Raw genomic sequence first — 20,510 nt, forward strand, 5'->3', positions numbered from 1 at the left:
CCCCAAGGTGATCACCCATGCCCACGTCCGCCCTGTCCACCCTGCCCGCCGAGCCGACCGCCGCGCCCCAACTCGACGTCGCCGACGCCCTCTTGACCCTGCTGCGCGACAGCACCACCGAACCGCGCCCCGACACCCAGCTGGAGGCCCTCACCCTGGCCGTCGCCGCCGACCTGCCCGTGCTCCTGTGGGGCGAGCCCGGGATCGGCAAGACCGCGGCGCTCACCCAGCTCGCCGACGCCCTCGACCTCCCGCTGACCACGGTGATCGCCAGCGTCCACGAGCCGTCCGACTTCTCCGGGCTGCCCGTCGTCGGGGACGACCCCGCCGAACAGGGCGTCCCGATGGCCCCGCCGGACTGGGCGGTCCGCCTGGTCCGGGCCGGGCGCGGCCTGCTCTTCCTCGACGAGCTGTCCACCGCGCCGCCCGCCGTGCAGGCGGCCCTGCTCCGTCTCGTGCTCGAACGGCGGATCGGCGCCCTGCGGCTGCCGCCCGGGGTCCGGATCGTGGCCGCCGCGAACCCCCGCTCCTCGGCGGCCGACGGCTGGGAACTGAGCGCGCCGCTGGCCAACCGCTTCGTCCACCTCCAGTGGACCCACGACCACGACGTCGTGGTCCGCGGCCTCGGCGGGACCTGGCCCCGGGCGACGCTGCCACGGCTCGACCCCGGCAAGCTGCCCGGTGCCGTGGACTTCGCCCGCCGCGCGGTGTGCGGGCTCCTCGCCGCCCGCCCCGGCCTCGTCCACCGCCTCCCCACCAACGAGACCCGCCGCGGCGGCGCCTGGCCGTCCCCCCGGAGCTGGGAGATGACGCTGTGCCTGATCGCCTTCGCGACCGCGGCCGACGCCTCCCGGGACGTGCTCTCCCTGCTCGTCAGGGGTGCCGTCGGGGACGGTCCGGGGCTGGAGCTGCTGGCGAGCATGGACCGCATGGACCTCCCCGACCCCGAGGAACTGCTCGCGGACCCGGCCGGCGCCGTCCTGCCCGAGCGCGGGGACCTGCGCCAGGCCGTCCTGGACGGTGTGGTGGACGCCGTCCGCAACCGGCCGGAGAAGTCCCGCTGGGACGCGGCGTGGGCCCTGCTGGTCCGGGCCCTGGAGACCGGGGCCCCGGATCTGGTCGTCGTCCCGGCCACCACGCTCGCCTCGCTGCGCCGCGAGGACTGGGACGTCCCCGCGGCCATCGAGCGGCTCGCCGGAGTGGTGTCCCTGTCCCGGCGTGCCGACCGGGCCGCCGACCGGACCGGGGCCGGGCTCGTCGCGAAGGCCGGCCGGTGAACGCGCAGGCGCCGGTGGCGCTGGACCTCGAGAAGCTCTTCGCCGCCCGGCTGTACGCCGCCCGGGTCCGCCCCTACCTGGCGACGGCCCTGTTCGCGCTGCACGTCGTGGAGTCCCGGCGGGTACCGACGATGGCCGTCGACCCGCACTGGCGGTGCTACGTCTCACCGGGGTTCGTGGACCGCACGCCGCTCGAAGATCTGGCCGGGGTGTGGGTGCACGAGGTGTCGCACCTGCTGCGCGACCACCACGGGCGCGGTGACCGCGTCGCACGGGAGCAGGGATTGGAGGGCCCGGCGGAGCGGCTGCGGATGAACATCGCCGCGGACTGCGAGGTCAACGACGACGCCTTCGGGGACGGGCTGGACACGCCCCGGGGCGCCGTCCTCCCCAGGACCCTGGGGCTCCCCGACGGAGAGCTCATGGAGGACTACCTCGGGCGGTTCGGGATCGGCCCGCTCACGCAGGACTTCGTCTGGCTGGACTGCGGCAGCGGCGCGGACGGCCTGGAACGCGAGTGGGACCTCGGCCCGGAGGGCGCCCACGGCCTGAGCGACCAGGAACGCGACGGCGTCCGATTCCGCGTGGCGCAGGCCATCAACGGCCGCCCGGGCCATGCGCCGAAGAGCTGGCGGCGGTGGGCGGAGGAGGCGTTCCACCCGCCGCAGCAGTGGCGGGAACTGCTGGGCGCCGCGGTGCGCTCGGCGGCCTCCGGTTCCGGCGCGGGCCAGGACTACAGCTACGGACGGCCCTCGCGCCGGTCGGCCGGTGTGCCCGGCGTCGTCCTGCCGAGCCTGCGGCGCAGGCCGCCCCGGGTGTGCGTGGTCATCGACACGTCCGGCTCCGTCAGCGACGCCGAACTGGGCAGCGCGCTCCTCGAAGTGGCCGCCATCGCCCGCGCCGTGGGCGGCCGCCGCGACATGGTCACCGTGGTGCCGTGCGACGCCGCGGCCCGGATCGCCCACCCGCTGTGCCGTGCCGAGGACATCCCGCTCGTGGGCGGTGGCGGTACGGACCTGCGCAGCGGCTTCGCGCGGGCGCTGCGCACACGGCCCCGGCCGGACGTCGTCGTGGTGCTGACCGACGGTCAGACGCCCTGGCCGGACGCGCGCCCGGCCTGCCGCACGGTCGTGGGCCTGTTCCCCCGCCAGGGCGGGCGCCGCTCGTGGCGCGAGCACGATCCCGACTACGTGCCGGACACGCCGCCCGACTGGGCGCGCGTGGTCGTCATCGGGTCGTCCGGCCCCACCGGGTGACGGTGTCCGGGAACATCTCATGTTCCGTCAGAATCCCTGTGCACAGGCGTTCCCCTGCGTCGGCCGCGGACCCTAAGATCACCCCGCCAGTCAGGGGACCGCGGCCGCCGGGGAGGCGACGTGAGCGACAGCGCACCTCAAGGGCAAGATCTCGAGAAGTACGGCTACACCCAGCAGTTGGCGCGGTCACTGGGCTTCCGGGACCTGGTGGTCTACGGCCTGGTCTTCATGGTGCCGATCGCGCCGTTCGGCATCTTCGGCGGCGTCTTCCAGGGCTCGGGCGGCATGGTCGCCCTCGCCTACGCCATCGGCATGCTGGCGATGATGTTCACCGCGCACTCCTACGCGCAGATGTCCCGGGCCTTCCCGATGGCAGGGTCGGTCTACTCCTACGCCGGGCGGGGCATCGGCAGGCCGTTCGGCTTTCTCTCCGGCTGGATGATCCTGCTGGACTACATCCTGGTCCCGGCGCTGCTCTACCTGATCGCCGCGGTGGCGATGAACTCGCAGGTCGAGTCGGTGCCCGTGTGGATCTGGCTGATCGGGTTCGTCGTCCTCAACACCGTCGTCAACTGGCTCGGCATCGAGATGACCGCCCGGATCAACAAGATTATGCTCGTGGCCGAACTGGTCGTCCTCGCGATCTTCGTGGCCTTCGGGATCGCCTCGCTCGCCCAGGGCAGGGGCAGCTTCAGCCTGCACGCCTTCTACGACTCCGGCACCTTCTCCTGGTCCCTGATCTTCGGGGCGGTGTCGATCGCCGTGCTCAGCTTCCTCGGCTTCGACGGCATCTCCACCCTCGCGGAGGAGAACCGCGAATCCGCCCGTGCGATCGGCCGGGCCATGATGGCCGCGCTGCTGCTCGCCGGAGTGCTGTTCATCGTCCAGACCTGGATCGCGGCGATGCTGGTGCCCGAGGCGCCGACGCTGATCAAGGAGGGCGACCCGGACGGCACCGCCTTCTACCAGGCGGCCGAGGTCGCCGGAGGCCGCTGGCTGGGCACCCTCAGCGCGCTGGCCACCGCGATCGCCTGGGGCTTCGCCAACTCGCTGGTCGCGCAGGCGGCGACGTCCCGGCTGCTGTTCGCGATGGCCCGGGACCGTCAACTGCCCCGTTTCCTGGCCGAGATCGACCCCCGTCGCCGCGTCCCGGTCAACGCGACGCTGCTGGTCGCCGTGGTCTCGCTCGGGCTGGGCCTGTACATGAACTCCCGCGACGACGGCATCACCCTGCTCAGTTCGCTGGTCAACTTCGGCGCGATGACCGCCTTCCTGGTGCTGCACGTCTCGGTCGTCGTCCACTACGTCGTCCGGCAGGGCAGCCGCGACTGGTGGCGCCACCTGATCGCGCCGGTGATCGGCTTCGGGATCCTCACCTTCGTCGTCGTCAACGCGAAGGTCACCGCCCAGCGGCTCGGCTTCCTCTGGCTGGCGATCGGTGCGGCCCTGCTGGTGGGGCTGCTGATCGCGGGCCGGCGCCCGGAACTGCCCGCCGAGCCTTCCGAGACCACCCTGGCCGAGGAGGCCGAACCGTCATGAGCGACCTCGAAGTGGTACGCCTCCACCCGTCGCCCGAGCAGTACGCCTACGCCTTCGGCGGCCGCGAGCCCCTGCTGCGCGTACGGCCGGGGACGATCGTGGAGCTCTTCACGGAGGACTGCTTCGGCGGCCTGGTCCGGGGCCCCGAGGACCTCCCGAGCAAGGTGTGCGAGTTCCCGTACCTCAACCCGGTCACCGGCCCGATCCACGTCGAGGGCGCCGAGCCGGGGGACACCCTGGCCGTCCACTTCGTCGACATCGCGCCGGCCCGGGACTGGGCGGTGTCCACCACCTTCCCGCACTTCGGCGCGCTGACCGCGACGCACTCCACGGCGATGCTGCACGACCCGCTGGAGGAGGTCGTCTGGCGGTACGGGATCGACCGCGAGCGCAACAGCTGCCGGTTCCAGGCCCGTTTCTCCGACCACACGGTCGAGCTGCCCCTCGACCCGATGCACGGCACCGTCGGGGTCGCCCCCGCCGCCGGCGAGGTCGTCATGAGCATCACCCCGGGCGCGCACGGCGGGAACATGGACACCCCGGAGATGCGCGCCGGTACCACCCTCTACCTGGGCGTCAACGTGCCCGGGGCGCAGCTGGCGATCGGCGACGGACACTGCCGGCAGGGCGAGGGCGAGGTGTGCGGCACCGCGGTCGAGGCCGCGATGCACACCGTGGTCGTGATCGACCTGCTCAAGGGCGGCGCGCCCGCCTGGCCGCGCCTGGAGGACGACCGCTTCCTGATGTCGACCGGGTCGGTACGGCCGCTGGAGGACGCCTACCGGATCAGCCAGCACGACCTGGTCGGCTGGACGTCCTCCCTGACCGGCCTGCACCAGCTGGACGCGTACCAGCTGGTCAGCCAGGCCGGGCTGGCGCCCATCGGGAACGTGGTCGACACCAACTACACCGTGGTCGCCAAGCTGCCGAAGACCGTGCTGGACGGCCCGCCCGCGTACGAGGGCCTGCACCGGTCGCTGCGCGAGAAGGGACTGGAGTACCTCCGTACGCGCTGAACCGCCGCCGGCGCCGTGGGGACGGCCGGGAAACGCCGTCCGTCCCCGCCCCGCGGTCGGGAGCGGGAGGGGGACGGACGGCCTGGCCTGTGCGGCGTCGGCGGTGGGAACCGCAGGTCAGCCGAACATGCCGAGCTGGTAGCCGCCCGCAGGCTGCTGGTTGATCACGTTGATCCGGTTGTAGGCGTTGATCACGGCGATGAGCGAGATCAGTGCGACCAGCTGGTCCTCGTCGAAGTGCTTGGCGGCGTTCCCCCAGACCGCGTCCGAGACACCACCGGCGGCGTCGGCGACACGGGTGGCCTCCTCCGCGAGCTCGAGGGCGGCGCGCTCGGCGTCGGTGAAGACCGTGGCCTCGCGCCAGGCGGCGATCAGGTTCAGGCGCACCGAGGTCTCACCGGCGGCGGCGGCCTCCTTGGTGTGCATGTCGGTGCAGAAGCCGCAGCCGTTGATCTGGCTGGCGCGGATCTTCACCAGCTCCTGGGTGAGGACCGGCAGCGTGGACTCCGCCAGCACCTTGCTCGCCGAGTTCAGGTGCCTCATGACCTTGCCGGCGAGCGGGTGGCCGAAGTAGTTCACGCGGGCTTCCATGGTGATCTCCTCTGCTGTGGGGTGCGATACGCAGCTTTGACCGGGCTGCCCCGCGGAATGTGACAGCGCGGCGCACGTGACGCGGCTCTCCGTCTCCCGCGGGACACGACGGCCGGCACACCCGGGGGCGCACCGGCCGCGTGGTGGGGCGGGACGGGCTCAGGCGCCGACGACCGAGCGTCCCGCGGCGTAGATACGGGCCTGCTCGGCGACCCGGCGGCCGAGGTGCGCGGCGGTCGCGACGTCGGCCTTGTGGACCTCGTCCGCGCCGACGTCGGTGTGCGTCTGGGCACCCGCGCCGAGGTAGATGCCGAGGCGGTTGAGGTCGTCCTCGGAGGCGGTGGTGCTGTTCCAGCCCGGGTGCAGGCCGAGGTTGACCCAGGTCATGCCGTGCTGGGCCGCCAGGATGGAGAAGTACTGCAGCGTGTGGAGCTTGTCGCCGCTCTTGGCGCCGGAGTTGCTGAAGCCGGCGGCCAGCTTGTCCTTCCAGGAGTGGACGAACCAGCGCTTGGAGGTCGCCTCGGCGAACTGGTGGAAGGCACCCGAGGCCGTGCCCATGTAGGTCGGCGAACCGAAGACGATCGCGTCGGCGGCGTCGAGCAGCTCCCACTGCTCCTCGGTGATCTCGTCGACCTTGACCAGGTGGACGACGGCGCCGGCTTCCGCGGCACCGTCACGCACGGCCTCGGCGAGGACGGTCGTGTGGCCGTAGCCGGAGTGGTACGCGATCGCGACGACGGGTGTGGTCATGGACGTTCTCCTCTTGCGGGGGTGTCTCCGGCTCCCCTGGGGGAGCCCTCACCCACCACGACCGGACAGTGCCCGCCGCTATGACACCAACCGGCCGTTTGTGACCAGGAGCACCTTGCCGGCCGATGTGGTCCCCGGGCCGGCACCGGGCGCCCGCGGGCTCAGCGGCCCGCGGCGCCGGGCTCGAACGGGCCGGTCTCGGGGGCCGCGAAGAACTCGACGTCGGTGTACGTGCCGGCCGCCGTGCCCTTCAAGCCGAGCGCGCCGCCCATGACCCGCAGGTCGATGGAGAACCGTGTGGTCGCACCGGACCGCTTCAGGCCGTGGATGCGCTCGTCGACGTACCCGAGACCGTTCAGGACCCGCCTCACCTTGTCGGGGGTCGGGTCCGCCACACCCATCAGCGCCTGGGTGACACGCTCGACGTGGAGATGCCCCGCGCACCACTCCACGGCGTTCAGCTCCACCTCCGGGCCCGCGGTGGGCAGCGCGGGCGCACCGTCACCGGTCGGCAGTGCCTGCGCCGGACCGGTCCGCGGCTTCTCGCCCGGGGCGACCGGCCCGTCGTCCCCGGACGGGACCTCCGGGGCGCAGGGCCGCGCGACCGTGTTGACCATCTCCATGAACGCCGGCTGCGGATCCTCCGCAGCCGACGGCGCCCCGGCGGGCCGCACCCCGACGGCGTCGGTTGGGTTCGTGTGCTCGGTGCCGCAGGCGGCGAGCGTCAGGGCGGTCAGAACCGCCATCGCGAGTGCGGGAGTTCGTGTCATGCGGACAGTCTCGGATCGGGCAGCGCGGGGCGCTTGAGTACGCGTACTCAGCCGCGTGCGCGCACGTGCCCGACTTCGCCGCGGCCACGGCACCGCCGGGAGCCCGACACGCCGGGGTTCGCCGCGGGGGCGGGACGGCGGGGGCGGCCGTGGATACTGCGGCCATGCGCGTCGACTTCGATCCCGAGGCCATGGGCGGCTTCGCCTTCTACCGCTTCCTGACCTCCGTGGTCGTACCCCGGCCGATCGCGTGGATCTCCACCGTCACCCCGGACGGCCGGTACGAGAACCTCGCGCCGCATTCCTTCTTCAGCATCGCGAGCACGGATCCGCCGATCGTCCAGTTCACCTCGATCGGCCGCAAGGACTCGCTGCGCAACGTCGAGGACACCGGGGAGTTCGTGGTGAACTTCGCCTCCGAGGCCCTGATGCCGCTGGTCAACGTCACGGCCACCGACTTCCCGCGGCACGTCAGCGAGTTCGACCACGCGGGCATCGAGCGCGAACCTAGCCTGAGGGTGCGTCCGCCCAGGGTGGTGGCCTCGCCGGTCGCCCTGGAGTGCCGCTCGCACACCACCTTGCGGATGGGCAATTCGACGCTGGTCTTCGGGCGGGTGGTGCACGCCGTCGCGGACCGGGAGGTCCTGGCGGACGGCCGCCCGAGCGCCCCGCTGCTGCGGCCGCTCACCAAACTCGGCGCCGACGAGTGGGGCACGCTCGGCGAGATCCGGCACCTGAACCGCATCCCGTACGAGGAGCCCCGCCCCCTGTGACCGTCCCGGCCGCCGGGCGGTGGGGGCACCTCCCAGCGGAGCTGGGGGAGGGCATGTGACGACACGGCCTACCCCAGCGGCGCCGTGGAGCCGCGGATCACCAGGCGGCACGGCTGCGGCTCGGTCCCGGAGCGCCGCTGCCCGGCGATGGCCGCGGACAGGGCGCGGGCGGCCACCCGGCCGAGGTGCTCCAGCTGCATGTCGACGCTGGTGAGCGGAGGGCGGGAGGCGGTGGTGATGACCTTCCAGTCGTCGAAGCCCATGACCGCGACGTCGTCCGGCACCGTGCGTCCCCGCTCCCGCAGGATGTCGATCGCGCCGCGGGCGATCTGGTCGTTGCCGCACACGATGGCGTCGACCTCGGGGTGCTGGTCGAGGAGCATGACGGTCGCCGCGCGGCCCCAGCCCTCGGACCACTCGCCGAAGCGGGCCTCGCCCACCGGCGGGACGCCCGCGCCGGCGAGCACCTCCAACGCGCCCCGCACGCGGTCGCGGCCCGCGGCGTAGGTCGGGTCGCCCGAGATGTGGGCGATGCGGCTGCGGCCGCAGGCCAGCAGGTGGCGGGCCGCGGTCCGCCCGGCGTCGACGTTGTCGGGGACGATCGACAGGTCGTCCGGGTCCTCGGACGGCGCGTACGCGTACACCACCGGCACGGGCAGCCCGCGCCCGAGCGAGGGGCGCGGGTCGGTACGGGCGCCGACCACGATCAGCCCGTCGACGCGGCGGTCCAGCAGGGCCCGGACGTGGTGCCGTTCGCGGATCGCGTCGCCGCGCGCGTCGCACAGCAGGACGGCGAGCTCACCCGCGCCGAAAGCGTCTTCGGCGCCCATCAGGATCGGGATGCTGAAGCGTCCCTCGAGGTCTCCGGTGAGCAGCCCGACGGTGCGGGTCGGTCCGGCCTGCAGGCTGCGGGCCACGGGGTTGGGCCGGAACGACAGCTGCTCGGCCGCCTCGATGACGCGCTGCCGGGTCTGCTCGCGCACCTGGCTGCGGCCGTTGAGCGCCTTGGAGGCCGTGGCCGGGGAGACCCCGGCCAGCCGCGCCACGTCGTTGAGCGTCGCGGGTCGGCCTGCGGTGTGTTCGGCCGGCTGAACCATGGCTGCATCCCTCCTCGTGCCCGTCGCGGGCCCGCGGGACGGCGCCCGCAGGTGGGGGAAAGGCTACTCGAAAGTCTTTTTCCGTGATGCGTGCAGGGTGGTTGACGCCCACGGGTGCCGCTTCTAACTTTACGGAAAACGTTTTCGGTGCGTTTAGGCGGCCGGCGCCGCCCCTTCGACATGGCCAGGCCCTCCGAGCAAGGAGCGAGACATGAACACCACCGACGTACGGAGACGAAGGCGCCACCGGGTCCTGGCCGCGGCCGTGGGGCTGCTCACCGTCACGACCGCGCTCGCGGCCTGCGGCTCCGGCGGGAGCGGCTCGACCGAGGACAAGGGCGGGGTCATGGGCCCCGACGACGGCGCCACCCTGACGATGTGGACGCGCGCCGCCACGCAGCAGCAGAGCCAGGCCCTGGTCGGGGCCTACAACAAGTCCCACCGGAACAAGGTGAAGCTGACGGTCATCCCCACCGACGACTACCAGGCGAAGGTGGGCGCCGCGGCCGGCTCCAAGTCGCTGCCCGACATCCTCGCCTCCGACGTGGTGTTCGTGCCGAACTACACCGCCAGCGGCCTGTACGCCGACATCACCGACCGCCTCGACGCCCTGCCGTACGGCAAGGACCTGGCGCCCGCGCACATGGCGGCCGGCACGCTCGACGGCCGCAAGTACACCGTGCCCCACACCATCGACTCCTCCGTGCTCTTCTACAACAAGACCCTGTACAAGAAGGCGGGGCTGGACCCGGAGAAGCCGCCGACGACGCTGAAGGAGTGGGACGAACAGGCCCGCGCCGTCGACAAGCTGGGCGGCGACGTCAACGGCACCTTCTTCGGCGGCAACTGCGGCGGCTGCGGGGTCTTCACCTGGTGGCCGTCGATCTGGGCCGCGGGGGAGGAGGTCATGAACGAGGACGGCACCGCCGCCACCCTGGACTCGCCCGTGGCGAAGGAGGTCTACGCGACCTACCGCGGCTGGGCCGAGGACGGCATCACCGCCCCCGGCGCCGCCGAGGAGACCGGCGCCACCTGGACCGGCCTGTTCCCCAAGGGCACCATCGGCGTGATGCCGATGCCGTCCACCACCCTCGGCCTGATGCCGGGGGACCTGGACTTCGGCGTCGCCGCCATCCCCGGCCCGGACGGCGGGCAGTCGACGTTCGTCGGCGGTGACTCGCTCGGCATCTCGGCCACGAGCAAGAAGGCCGGCCAGGCCTGGAACTTCCTCGCGTGGTCGCTCGGCGACGAGGCCCAGGTCGAGGTGCTCGCCGCCCACAAGGACATCGTCGCCCGCACCGACCTGGCGGAGAACAAGTACGCCAAGGCAGACCCCCGCCAGGTGGTGATCAACACCCTGGTGGCCAAGGGCACGACGCCCTTCGCCGAGAAGTTCGGCCAGACCTTCAACGACCCCAACGGGCCGTGGCTGGCCCTGATGCGGGACGCCGTGTTCGGTGACCCGTCGAAGGTCGACGCGGACAACAAGGCCATCACCGAGTCCCTGAAGGACTGACCGACATGCTGCTCGCGCGATCGCGCGGCTCCGGCTCCCCGGCGCCCGGCGGGGAGCCGCCTTCCCGGTCCCCGTCCGGGACCGGGAAGGCCCGCCCCGTCCACCGCGTGCCCTGGTGGCGGACCCGCCCGGCACAGGGCATCGGCTACGCGGCGCCGACCGCCCTGTTCGTCGTGGTCTTCTTCGTGGTGCCGCTGGTCCTGGTCGGCCGGATATCCCTGAGCGACTGGCCGCTGCTGGCCGGGAACCGGGGCCTCAACGCGCCGGACAACTTCACCGAGGCCGCCGGCGACGACCTGCTGTGGCCCGCCGTCCGCTTCACCCTCACCTACACCGCGCTCGTCACGGTCCTGCTGCTCGGACTCGCCCTCCTGCTCGCCCTGCTGGTCCAGGAGACCCGCCCCGGGACCGGGCTCTTCCGCACCGTCTTCTTCCTGCCCAGCGCACTCGGGCTGGCCTCCGCGTCGCTGCTGTTCCTCGGCATGTACAGCCCCAACGTCGGCCCGATCAGCCCGCTGCTCGAGAAGGTCGGCCTCGTCGACGGGCCGGTCTCCTTCCTCGGCACCCCGACCGCCGCCCTGTGGTCCACCGTCGCCCTCATCGTCTGGAAGTACGCCGGCTTCTACATGCTGATCCTGCTGGTCGGACTGCAGCGCATCCCGCAGGACGTCTACGAGGCGGCGCGGATGGACGGCGCCGGACGCTGGCAGACCTTCCGCAGCATCACCCTCCCGCTGCTGCGGCCCTCCCTGGCGCTGACGCTGCTGCTGTCGGTCACCGGCTCACTGCTCGCCTTCGACCAGTTCTTCATCCTCACCAAGGGCGGACCCGACAACAGCACCATGACGGTGGTCTCCCTGATCTACCGGGAGGCGTTCCAGCGGCTCGATCTCGGGGCCGCGGCCGCGCTGTCCGTCGTCGTGCTGGCCGTGCTGCTGATCCTCAACGTCGCCCAGTTCCGCGGACTGCGCGGCACGGACACCTAGCGGACAGGGACCCGCCATGAAACCCCACGGCCTCGGCCGCACCCCCCACCACGTCCTCGTCGGAGGGCTGGCCGCGCTCTTCCTGTTCCCGCTGGCCTGGAGCGCCTGGGCCTCCGTCAGCGGGCAGCCCGGCACCGCGCAGCAGTCGGGCTACGGGCTCGGCAACTACCGCTCGCTCCTGCACTACGACGCGGGACTGGCGCAGTACCTGTGGAACTCCACCCTCGTCTCGTTGCTGACGGTGGCCCTCACCCTGCTCGTCTCCCTCATGGGCGGCTACGCCTTCGCCCGCTTCACCTTCCCCGGGAAGAACGCCCTGTTCCTGCTCACCCTCGCCATCCTCATGGTCCCGTACGCCACCCTGCTGATCCCGCTGTACGTGCTGCTGGGCGACCTGGGCCTGCAGAACTCGCTGTTCGGGCTGAGCCTGGTGCTGACGGTGTACCAACTCCCGTTCGCCACCTTCATGATGCGGATCTCCTTCGAGTCGGTACCGCACGAACTCGAGGAGTCCGCGCTCGTCGACGGCTGCGGCACGGCCAAGGCCCTGGTCCGCATCCTCCTGCCCGCGGTGTGGCCCGGCCTGGTCACCGTGGGGCTGTTCGCCTTCCTCGCCGCGTGGAACGACTTCATCGCCCCGCTGATCCTGATCTCCGACAGCGCCAAGGCGCCGCTGCCCCTGGCCATCGCCAACCTGCGCCAGCGGTCCATGGGGGCCATCGACTACGGGACGACCGAGGCGGGGGTCGTCTTCCTGGCCCTGCCCTGCCTCGTGCTCTTCCTGCTCCTGCAGCGGCACTACATCCGCGGCTTCATGTCCGGCGCGCTCAAAGGCTGACCCCGCCCCGGCTCCACGACCGAAAGAGACCCCATGACACAGCCGATCCCGGCTCCCGTGCTGCCCACCCACGGCAGCCGACGTCCTCTCGGCCTCGGTGAAGTCCGCATCACCGGCGGCTTCTGGGCCCGACGCCAGCAGGTCAACGCCTCCGCCACCCTCGAACACTGCCGGCAGTGGATGGAACGCGTCGGCTGGATCGACAACTTCCGCGTCGCCGCGAAGGGCGGCCCCCTCGGCGAACGCCGCCGGGGACGGGAGTTCTCCGACTCCGAGGTCTACAAGCTCCTCGAGGCCATGGTGTGGGAGGCGGCCCGCACCCCCGGCAGCGCCCTCGACGCCGCCGTCGACGAACTCACCGACACCGTCGTCGCCGCCCAGGAGGCCGACGGCTACCTGAACACGGCCTTCGGGCACCCCGGCCGGCCACCGCGCTACAGCGACCTCGAATGGGGCCACGAGCTCTACTGCTCCGGCCACCTCATCCAGGCCGGCGTGGCCCAGCTGCGCACCCGCGGCGACGGCGCGCTGGCCAAGGCGGCGATCCGCGCCGCCGACCACATCTGCCACGTCTTCGGACCCGGGGGCGCCAACCCCGGTCTGTGCGGGCACCCCGAGATCGAGACCGCGCTGGCCGAACTCCACCGTGCCACGGGCGAACGCCGCTACCTCGACCAGGCCGCCCTCTTCCTCGACCGCCGCGGCCACGGCAGCCTGGCAGAGGGCGAGTTCGGCCCCGGGTACTTCCAGGACGACGTCCCCGTACGGCGGGCGCACACCCTGCACGGGCACGCCGTCCGGGCCCTGTACCTGGCGTCCGGCGCCGTCGACGTGGCCGTCGAGACCGGCGACGACGCACTGCTCTCCGCCGTCGTCCGGCAGTGGGAGCACGCCACCGCCCGCCGCACCTACCTCACCGGGGGCATGGGCTCCCACCACAGCGACGAGGGGTTCGGCGAGGACTTCGTCCTGCCCCCGGACCGCGCCTACTCCGAGACCTGCGCCTCCGTCGCCTCGGTCATGCTCAGCTGGCGCCTCCTGCTGGCGACCGGTGACCCCCGCTACGCCGACCTCGCCGAACGCACCCTCTACAACGTCATCGCCACCTCGCCCGCGGACGACGGCCGCTCATTCTTCTACGCCAACACCCTCCACCAGCGCGTGCGCCGGACCGTCCCCCCGCACGACAGTGACCGCCCGCGCCCCGAATCCGGCCTGCGCGCCCCTTGGTTCGCCGTCTCCTGCTGCCTGCCGAACGTGGCGCGCACCTTGGCCGCGCTCGACGGCTACGTCGCCACCGCGGACGCCGACGGGCTGCAGCTGTACCAGTACGCCGACGCCGAGATCACCACCCGCACGGCCGGCGGCGAACGCCTCGCGCTGCGCGTGCGGACCGGCTACCCCGCGGACGGCACGGTCGCCGTCACCGTCGACGAGGCGCCCGCGGCGCGGTGGAGCCTGTCCCTGCGCGTGCCCGGCTGGGCGGGCGCCGGGGCCCGGCTCGTGACCCCCGACGGACAGCGCCGGCCCGTACCGTCCGGCATGGCCGTCGTCCCGGGGACGCTGTGCCCCGGCGACGAGGTCCGCCTCGAACTCCCCGTCGCCCCCCGGTGGGTGCACCCCGATCCGCGGGTCGACGCGGTACGGGGCGCGATCGCCCTGGAGCGCGGGCCCGTGGTCTACTGCGTCGAGTCCCCCGACCTGCCGGACGGCCGCGACGTCGACGCCGTCGCCGTGGACCCCTCCGTCCCGCCGCGCGACGGGGAGGACGACCGGGTGGTCGTCGCGGGTGAGCTGACCGCTGCGCACGCCACGGGGTGGTGGCCCTACGCGCACGACCGCCCCCCGGTCCCGGCCGGTGAGCGCACGGAGCTGACACTGGTGCCGTACCTCACCTGGGCGAGCCGCGGGCCCTCCACCATGCGCGTCTGGATGCCCACCACCCCGGGTGCCGCGGGGGAGCCCGCCCCGGCGCCGGAAGGCTGACGCCCCGTCACGACCGCCGTGGCGCGCGCCGGACGCCGCCGGGCGGGGACGCCCGGCGGCGGCGAGGACTTACGGGATGCGGTCGGTGAGCTCCAGGACCGGCGGGTCGACCCGGAAGGTCTCCGGGTACTTGGCGGCCGCCCCGGTGTTCAGCACCACCACCTCCTCGTCGCCGGACAGCCAGCCCTGCTCGCGCAGGACCCGCACCGCCGACAGCGTCGCCGCGCCCTCCGGGCACAGCAGGGCACCGTCGGCGGCGGCGCACCTGTCGCGGTCGGCGAGCAGTTCCTCGTCGTCGACGGCGACGGCCCGGCCGTCGGTCTCGTACAGCGCGTCCAGGACGAGGAAGTCGCCCAGCGCCTTGGGCACGGTGATGCCGAACGCGACCGTGCGCGCGTCCTGCCACGGCTCACTGGTGCGCTCGCCCTTCTCGAAGGCGCGCACGATGGGGGCGCAGCCGGAGGCCTGCACGCTCACCAGCCGCGGCATCGGCCCCTGCAGCCACCCCAGGGCCCGCAGTTCGACCAGGGCCTTGTGGATGCCGATGAGACCGACTCCGCCGCCGGTGGGGTAGACGATGACGTCCGGCGCGCGCCAGCCGAGCTGCTCGGCGATCTCCAGGCCCATGGTCTTCTTGCCCTCGATGCGGTACGGCTCCTTCAGCGTCGCCGCGTCCATCCAGACACCGGGCTCGGCGGCGATCTTCTCCGCCACCAGCCGGCCCGCGTCGCCGATCAGGCCGTTCACCAGGTACAGCTCGGCCCCGGCGGCAGCGCACTCGGCCCGGGGGATCGACGGCGCGTTAGCCGGCATCGCGACGAGCGCCTCCAGGCCCGCCCGCGCGGCGTAGGCCGCCCACGCCGCCCCCGCGTTGCCGTTGGTGGGCATGGCGATCCCGCGTGCGCCCAGTTCGAGGGCCCTGGCCACGCCGACGGCCGCGCCCCGCGCCTTGAAGCTGCCCGTGGGTATCAGCCCCTCGTCCTTCATCACCAGTCCCGGCACGCCGATCGCCGCGCCGTACCGCGGCAGCGGCACCAGGGGCGTCATGCCCTCGCCGAGGGTGACGACGTGTGCCGGATCGCGTACGGGCAGCAGTTCGTGGTAGCGCCACAGGTTCTGCGGGCGGCCCGCGAGGTCCGCGGGCGTGAGGGAGTCCCGGACCCGGTCCAGGTCGTAGCGGGCGAGGAGCGGGGATCCGCACGCGCACAGGTTCTGCACCCGGTCGGCGTCGTGGCGGCGGCCGCACCGCGCGCACTCCAGATGCGTCAGCACACTGAATGGCAAGGTCATGGTTCCCTTCATACCTCCTTCGGTGCCCGTCGCCGGCATGGGAAGGGCGCCGCCCACGCGGCGCACGAGGTGCCATGGACGACGCGACGACCGGCCGCCCGCCCGCGGAACGCCGCGAGGGCGAGGTGGTCACCGACGACGGAGTGCGCCTGCGCTACACGGAGGAGGGCGCCGGGGAGCCGCTCGTCCTCGTCCCGGGTTTCGCGCAGAGCGCCGCCGAGTTCGGCCCGCAGATCGACGGGCTGAGCGACCGCCGCCGCGTGATCGCGCCGGACCACCGCGGCCACGGCCGGTCCGCGGGACCCGCCCACGGCTACCGGATCGCCCGGCCGGCGATGGGCCTGCACAACCTCCTGGAGGCCCTGGCCCTGCGGCAGGTCGCAGTGCTCGGCCACTCCGTGGGCTGCGCGGTGCTCTGGTGCCACCGGGACCTCTTCCGCGGCGACCGGATCTCCCGCCTGGTCCTGGTGGACCAGCCGCCCGTGGTCTCCTCGGCGCTGGCCGGCGCCGGAGAGGAGGCGCCGCCGTCGGCGGTGTTCACCCCGGAGACGGCCCTGGGCATCGCCGCCGGACTGCGCGGTACGCCCGACAGCGCCGCCGCCACGTCACGTGCCGTCGTCGTCGGCATGCTGCACGGCCCGTCCCTCCCGGACGCGGACGTGGACTGGCTCGTGGAGCAGAACCGGCTCCTCCCGCCGCGGGCACGGCGCCGCGCTGCACCTGGACCACTACGGGGGCGACTGGCGGGACGTCCTGTCGCGGATCGACGTCCCCACCCTCGTCATCGGCGGCGAACCGAGCATCTTCCCGCCCGGCACGAGCGAGTGGGTCGCCTCCCTCATCCCCGGTGCGCGGGCACGCGCCTTCTCCGCAGCCGAAGGCGGCAGCCACCTCATGTTCCGGGAGAACCCGGCCCCGTTCAACCGCGTCGTGGCCGACTTCCCCGACGAGCCGTGACCCACCGGCCGGAGCGCATACTGGGGGAGGAGCGACCGGGGATGCCCGGCCGGCCGGGAACGGGTGCGGGAAGCGCGGTGAGTGGACCGGGGATCGACTACCAGGCCGTCTTCGAGGCGTCACCCAGCGCGATGCTGGTGCTGGACCTCGCGCTGGTCATCGTGGACGCGAACGCGTCCTACCGGCGGCTGTTCGACCGTCGCCGGGACCAGCTCGTCGGCCGCTACGTCTTCGACGCCTACCCCGACAACCCCGACGACCCGCACGGTGCCGGCCGCGGGGACATGGAGGCGTCGATGCGCCGCGTGGTGGAGACGGGCGCCCCGGACGCCGCCGGTCCCATGCGCTACGACGTCGAGGACCCGGACCGGCCGGGGGAGTTCGCCGAGCGTTACTGGAGCCCCATCAACGCCCCCGTCCTGGACGCCGCAGGACGCGTCGTCCTGCTCGTGCACCGGCTCGCCGAGCTCACCGACCTCGTGCGCTCCGGCGGTCCCGCCGTCGACGACCGGCGCCTGCAGATGGAGGCCGACCTGTACGCCCGCTCCCGTGAGCTGCGGCAGGTCAACGAGCGGCTGCGCCAGTCCCACGCACGCGAACGCGAGGTCGCCCTCGCCCTCCAGGAGGCGATGCTGCCCGCCCCGCAAGCACTGGCCCACCACCGGGCAGCGGTCCGCTACCGGCCCGCGGTCCACGCCCTGGGCGTCTGCGGTGACTGGTACGACGTGACCCAACTGCCCTCCGGTGACGACGCCGTGGCGGTCGGGGACGTCGTCGGCCACGGTCTGGCCGCGGCCGGGGTCATGGGCCAGCTGCGCAGCGCCCTCAGTGCCGCGATCCGCGTCGTGGACGGCCCCGCGAAGGCGCTCGACGGGCTGGACCTGTACGCCCGCTCCGTCGACGGGGCCCTGTCGACCACCGCGGTGCAGACCGTGGTCGCCCGATCCGGCCACCGCATCACGTACAGCAGTGCCGGCCACCCGCCGCCGGCCCTGGCCGGCCCCGACGGCACCGTGCGCTTCCTGGACCGGGCGACCGACCCACCGCTGGGTGCCGCCTCCGACCACACCCCCCGCCCCCAGGCCACCACCACCTACGTGGACGGCTCCACCCTCGTCCTGTACACCGACGGGCTGATCGAACGCCGCGGGGAGGACATCGACCTCGGCCTGCGGCGCCTCGCCGAGCGGCTCGCCGAACACCGCCGGCAGGGCCCCGAGGACCTGGCGGACACCCTGATCGCCCTGAGCGCCGGCACCGACGACACGGCCGTGGTCGTCGTCCGCCTCTGACAGGCCGAGCCGCCCACCGGCCGTGGGCGCCCGGAGCGGGGGTCGCATCCGAGAACAAGTTGGTGGTCCGGACCGGCTCAGGGTGCCGGATGTTCAAGATCGCTTTGCCGGGCCCTCGCCCGGGCCGCGCACGATCCGTGCTGACAGCAGTTCCCCCCAGCACGGAGACGTACATGAGCAATCCCCGCCATCCCAGCCCGGGACGCCGATCGCTGCTGCAGGCGGCGGTCGCCGTGCCCGCGGTGGGCGCCGCGGCGTCGGTCCTCGGCACCGGCACGGCGCAGGCCGCGCCCCGGCACCAGGACCCCGGCACGGCCGGCTCCCGGGACCGTGGCTTCGACGAGGAGAGCCCCCGCTTCGCCCTGGCCGTGCTGCCCGACACGCAGTACCTCTTCGACGCCGACAGCGCCGACCCCGAGCCGCTGAAGGCGACCTTCCGCTACCTGGTGGCGGAGCGCGAGGAGGTGAACATCGCGTTCATGACCCACCTCGGCGACGTCACCGAGCACGGCACCGAGCAGGAGATCGAGCTCGCCGCCGACACCTTCCGCACCATCCACGGCAAGGTCCCGTACAGCGTCCTCGCGGGCAACCACGACATCAACGGCGGCACCGACGACCAGCGGGGCGACACCGCGTACCTGCGGGCGTTCGGGCCGAAGCGGTTCACCGCCATGCCGACGTTCGGCGGCTCCTCGCCCGACGGCTACAACAGCTACCACGTGCTGCGCGCGGCCGGCCGCGAGTGGCTGGTGCTCGCCCTGGACTGGCGTGCCTCGGACAAGGGCCTGGCGTGGGCGCAGGGCGTCCTCGACGCCCACCCGACCCTGCCCGCCGTCCTCACCACGCACGACATCGCCTGGGCCGAGGACGACGGCGAGGCGCACCTGTCCGACAACGGGCAGCGCCTGTGGGACCGCATCATCCGCGGCAACGACCAGATCTTCCTCGCGCTGGGCGGCCACTACTGGCCGCCCGGCCGGACCGTGCTCACCAACGACGCTGGCCACGACGTGCACGTCCACATCACCAACTACCAGGACCGCTACTACGGCGGCGCCGGCATGGTCCGGCTCTACGCCTTCGACACGGTGCGCAACGTCGTCGACGTGGAGACCTTCTCCCCCTGGTTCCTCGCCCGCGACCCCGCCAAGCGGACGCCGCTGGAAGCGGAGACCATCGAACTGACCGGCGACGTGGACCGGTTCAGCCTCGCGATCGACTTCGCCGAGCGCTTCCGCGGCTTCGACCAGGTGATCCCGCCGAAGCCCCGTCCCGCGCACCGCGTGATGCCCAAGGGCACGGTGGCGTACTGGCGTTTCGACGCCGAGGGCCTGGCCGGCGCGGGCCGCCCCGGTTCCACCGTCGCCGCGGGCACCGTGGCGCGCGACCTGAGCGGCAACGGCAACGACCTGGCGGTGCGGCTCCTGCACGACAGCGCCGCCGAGGTCCTCACCTGGTCGGCGGAGCACCACACCGGCCAGCCGGCCCACGCCAGCCTGCGGTTCGACGGCGGCAAGGGCCCCGACCGGGGCGCGGTCCTCACCACGAAGGCCACTGCGCCGCTCAACAGCATGAAGTTCCGCAAGGGCTTCACCATCGAGACCTTCATCAGGCTTCCCGAGCCCTTCGACGGTGACCACGCCTGGATGGGCATCCTCAGCTGGGAGGGCCGCAACGGCGACGCCGGGAAGACCACGGGCTGGTCGACCGACGAGCCCACGTGCAGCCTCAACGTCACGCCCGAGCGGTTCCTGCAGTTCGTCCTCTACCCGGACGTCCAGGACGCCGACCCGACCTCGTGGAGCCACGCCCTGCCCGTCGGCCGCTGGACCCACATCGCGGTCGTCAACGACGGCCGTCGCACGGTGATGTACGTCGACGGCTCGAAGATCGCCCGCAACCCGTCCCAGCCGGCCACCGGCATCGAGACGTTGGGCAAGCCCTTCGTCATCGGGGGGACGCAGTTCGCGGAGCAGTTCGGGCAGGGCTTCTACGGCTGGATCGGCGACACCCGCATCGTCGAACGCGCCCTGGAGCCAGCGGAGTTCATGACGCCCCGCGCGTGACCGCACCCGGCACTGCCCCTGCCGCCCGACGCGGTCCCGCCCCGGGTTCAGCCCGGGGCGGGACCGCGTCCGCGCACCAGGACCGAGGCGGGACGCGGCCCCTCAGTCCTGCGTCCAGCGGCTCCGCAGCCGGGCGAGTTCCGCCGACCACCGGCTGCGGCGGCCACCCACCGCTTCGGAAGCCTCCGGAGGGGACACGGGCAGCCTGACCGATTCGCAGTACGTCTTCCACGCCTGGTACCAGTTGGGCGCCAGGACGGCGGCGAGCATGATCAGCGGGACGAGCACGGCGGATATCAACACGGCTGCTCCCTTCCGTGCGGCCGTCGCGCCGGCGGTGGCGCGAACAACGGTCGGGGGACGGTGGTCCGCCGACCGGACCGGATGAAACGGGCTCCGTCCGTTATCGTCCTCCCGGCCGTGTCGTACGCAAATCGAGTGAACCGCCGCCGCCCGTCCCACTCCTGCTCACGCCGCCGCCGCGAGGTCGCGACGAGGGCCGCGGCC

17 protein-coding genes and 1 pseudogene are annotated in these 20,510 nt (G+C 73.0%); 12 read left to right on the forward strand and 6 right to left on the reverse strand.

Annotated elements, in window-relative coordinates:
* Positions 1 to 17 precede the first annotated feature (17 nt).
* From ACFV3E_RS27960 to ACFV3E_RS27975, 4 genes are all read left to right on the forward strand, one after another.
* The gene (locus tag ACFV3E_RS27960) at positions 18 to 1,277 is read left to right on the forward strand and encodes an AAA family ATPase (RefSeq protein WP_500537166.1); all 1,260 of its coding nucleotides are present in this window, start codon (positions 18 to 20) and stop codon (positions 1,275 to 1,277) included.
* Entirely contained in the window at positions 1,274 to 2,533 is a 1,260-nt protein-coding gene (locus ACFV3E_RS27965) for a vWA domain-containing protein (protein ID WP_500537167.1), read from the forward strand. The genes ACFV3E_RS27960 and ACFV3E_RS27965 overlap by 4 nt, the downstream gene beginning before the upstream one ends.
* A gap of 120 nt (positions 2,534 to 2,653) precedes the next feature.
* Positions 2,654 to 4,072: an APC family permease gene (locus ACFV3E_RS27970; protein WP_500537168.1), complete on the forward strand. Its 1,419-nt coding sequence runs from the start codon at positions 2,654 to 2,656 to the stop codon at positions 4,070 to 4,072.
* A complete protein-coding gene (locus ACFV3E_RS27975) occupies positions 4,069 to 5,088 on the forward strand; it encodes an acetamidase/formamidase family protein (RefSeq protein ID WP_500537169.1) in 1,020 nt (339 codons plus the stop codon). Before ACFV3E_RS27970 ends, ACFV3E_RS27975 begins: the two co-directional genes overlap by 4 nt.
* 117 nt (positions 5,089 to 5,205) lie before the next feature.
* On the opposite strand, the gene ACFV3E_RS27980 is transcribed toward ACFV3E_RS27975, so the two are convergent.
* From ACFV3E_RS27980 to ACFV3E_RS27990, 3 genes are all read right to left on the reverse strand, one after another.
* Complete coding sequence (locus tag ACFV3E_RS27980; protein ID WP_499516057.1) at positions 5,206 to 5,679, reverse strand: carboxymuconolactone decarboxylase family protein; 474 nt, start codon at positions 5,677 to 5,679, stop codon at positions 5,206 to 5,208.
* A 159-nt stretch (positions 5,680 to 5,838) separates the two neighbouring features.
* Positions 5,839 to 6,429 (reverse strand): flavodoxin family protein, encoded by a 591-nt coding sequence (locus ACFV3E_RS27985; protein WP_500537170.1) that lies wholly within the window; start codon positions 6,427 to 6,429, stop codon positions 5,839 to 5,841.
* A 161-nt stretch (positions 6,430 to 6,590) separates the two neighbouring features.
* Positions 6,591 to 7,199 (reverse strand): hypothetical protein, encoded by a 609-nt coding sequence (locus tag ACFV3E_RS27990; RefSeq protein WP_500537171.1) that lies wholly within the window; start codon positions 7,197 to 7,199, stop codon positions 6,591 to 6,593.
* 164 nt (positions 7,200 to 7,363) lie between these two features.
* On the opposite strand from ACFV3E_RS27990, the gene ACFV3E_RS27995 reads away from it, so the two are divergent.
* A complete protein-coding gene (locus ACFV3E_RS27995) occupies positions 7,364 to 7,972 on the forward strand; it encodes a flavin reductase family protein (protein ID WP_500537172.1) in 609 nt (202 codons plus the stop codon).
* 68 nt (positions 7,973 to 8,040) lie between these two features.
* On the opposite strand, the gene ACFV3E_RS28000 is transcribed toward ACFV3E_RS27995, so the two are convergent.
* Entirely contained in the window at positions 8,041 to 9,069 is a 1,029-nt protein-coding gene (locus tag ACFV3E_RS28000; RefSeq protein WP_500362785.1) for a LacI family DNA-binding transcriptional regulator, read from the reverse strand.
* 211 nt (positions 9,070 to 9,280) lie between these two features.
* Between ACFV3E_RS28000 and ACFV3E_RS28005 the strand changes: the two genes are divergently transcribed.
* The 4 genes from ACFV3E_RS28005 to ACFV3E_RS28020 are packed head-to-tail and all read left to right on the forward strand — an operon-like array spanning position 9,281 to position 14,395.
* The gene (locus ACFV3E_RS28005; protein ID WP_500537173.1) at positions 9,281 to 10,585 is read left to right on the forward strand and encodes an ABC transporter substrate-binding protein; all 1,305 of its coding nucleotides are present in this window, start codon (positions 9,281 to 9,283) and stop codon (positions 10,583 to 10,585) included.
* A 5-nt stretch (positions 10,586 to 10,590) separates the two neighbouring features.
* Complete coding sequence (locus tag ACFV3E_RS28010; protein ID WP_500537174.1) at positions 10,591 to 11,571, forward strand: carbohydrate ABC transporter permease; 981 nt, start codon at positions 10,591 to 10,593, stop codon at positions 11,569 to 11,571.
* A 16-nt stretch (positions 11,572 to 11,587) separates the two neighbouring features.
* Positions 11,588 to 12,409, forward strand: coding sequence for a carbohydrate ABC transporter permease (locus ACFV3E_RS28015; RefSeq protein WP_500537175.1), 822 nt, complete (start codon positions 11,588 to 11,590; stop codon positions 12,407 to 12,409).
* Positions 12,410 to 12,442: 33 nt separating this feature from the next.
* Positions 12,443 to 14,395, forward strand: coding sequence for a glycoside hydrolase family 127 protein (locus tag ACFV3E_RS28020; protein WP_500537176.1), 1,953 nt, complete (start codon positions 12,443 to 12,445; stop codon positions 14,393 to 14,395).
* Between the two features lie 69 nt (positions 14,396 to 14,464).
* On the opposite strand, the gene ACFV3E_RS28025 is transcribed toward ACFV3E_RS28020, so the two are convergent.
* Positions 14,465 to 15,685 carry a threonine synthase gene (locus tag ACFV3E_RS28025; protein ID WP_500537177.1) on the reverse strand — a complete coding sequence of 407 codons (1,221 nt, stop codon included), beginning with the start codon at positions 15,683 to 15,685 and terminating at the stop codon, positions 14,465 to 14,467.
* Positions 15,686 to 15,759: 74 nt separating this feature from the next.
* Between ACFV3E_RS28025 and ACFV3E_RS28030 the strand changes: the two are divergent.
* From ACFV3E_RS28030 to ACFV3E_RS28040, 3 genes and pseudogenes are all read left to right on the forward strand, one after another.
* Positions 15,760 to 16,173: pseudogene (locus ACFV3E_RS28030) on the forward strand (alpha/beta fold hydrolase); the annotation flags it as partial.
* A gap of 546 nt (positions 16,174 to 16,719) precedes the next feature.
* The gene (locus ACFV3E_RS28035; RefSeq protein ID WP_500537215.1) at positions 16,720 to 17,934 is read left to right on the forward strand and encodes a PP2C family protein-serine/threonine phosphatase; all 1,215 of its coding nucleotides are present in this window, start codon (positions 16,720 to 16,722) and stop codon (positions 17,932 to 17,934) included.
* A 173-nt stretch (positions 17,935 to 18,107) separates the two neighbouring features.
* Positions 18,108 to 20,003, forward strand: coding sequence for a laminin G domain-containing metallophosphoesterase family protein (locus tag ACFV3E_RS28040; protein ID WP_500537178.1), 1,896 nt, complete (start codon positions 18,108 to 18,110; stop codon positions 20,001 to 20,003).
* 102 nt (positions 20,004 to 20,105) lie between these two features.
* Here ACFV3E_RS28040 and ACFV3E_RS28045 read toward each other — a convergent pair whose 3' ends face one another.
* Positions 20,106 to 20,306, reverse strand: coding sequence for a hypothetical protein (locus ACFV3E_RS28045; RefSeq protein WP_500362777.1), 201 nt, complete (start codon positions 20,304 to 20,306; stop codon positions 20,106 to 20,108).
* Positions 20,307 to 20,510: the final 204 nt, after the last annotated feature.

Origin of the sequence: Streptomyces sp. NPDC059718 (assembly GCF_042733315.1) — a bacterium.
Classification (GTDB): domain Bacteria; phylum Actinomycetota; class Actinomycetes; order Streptomycetales; family Streptomycetaceae; genus Actinacidiphila.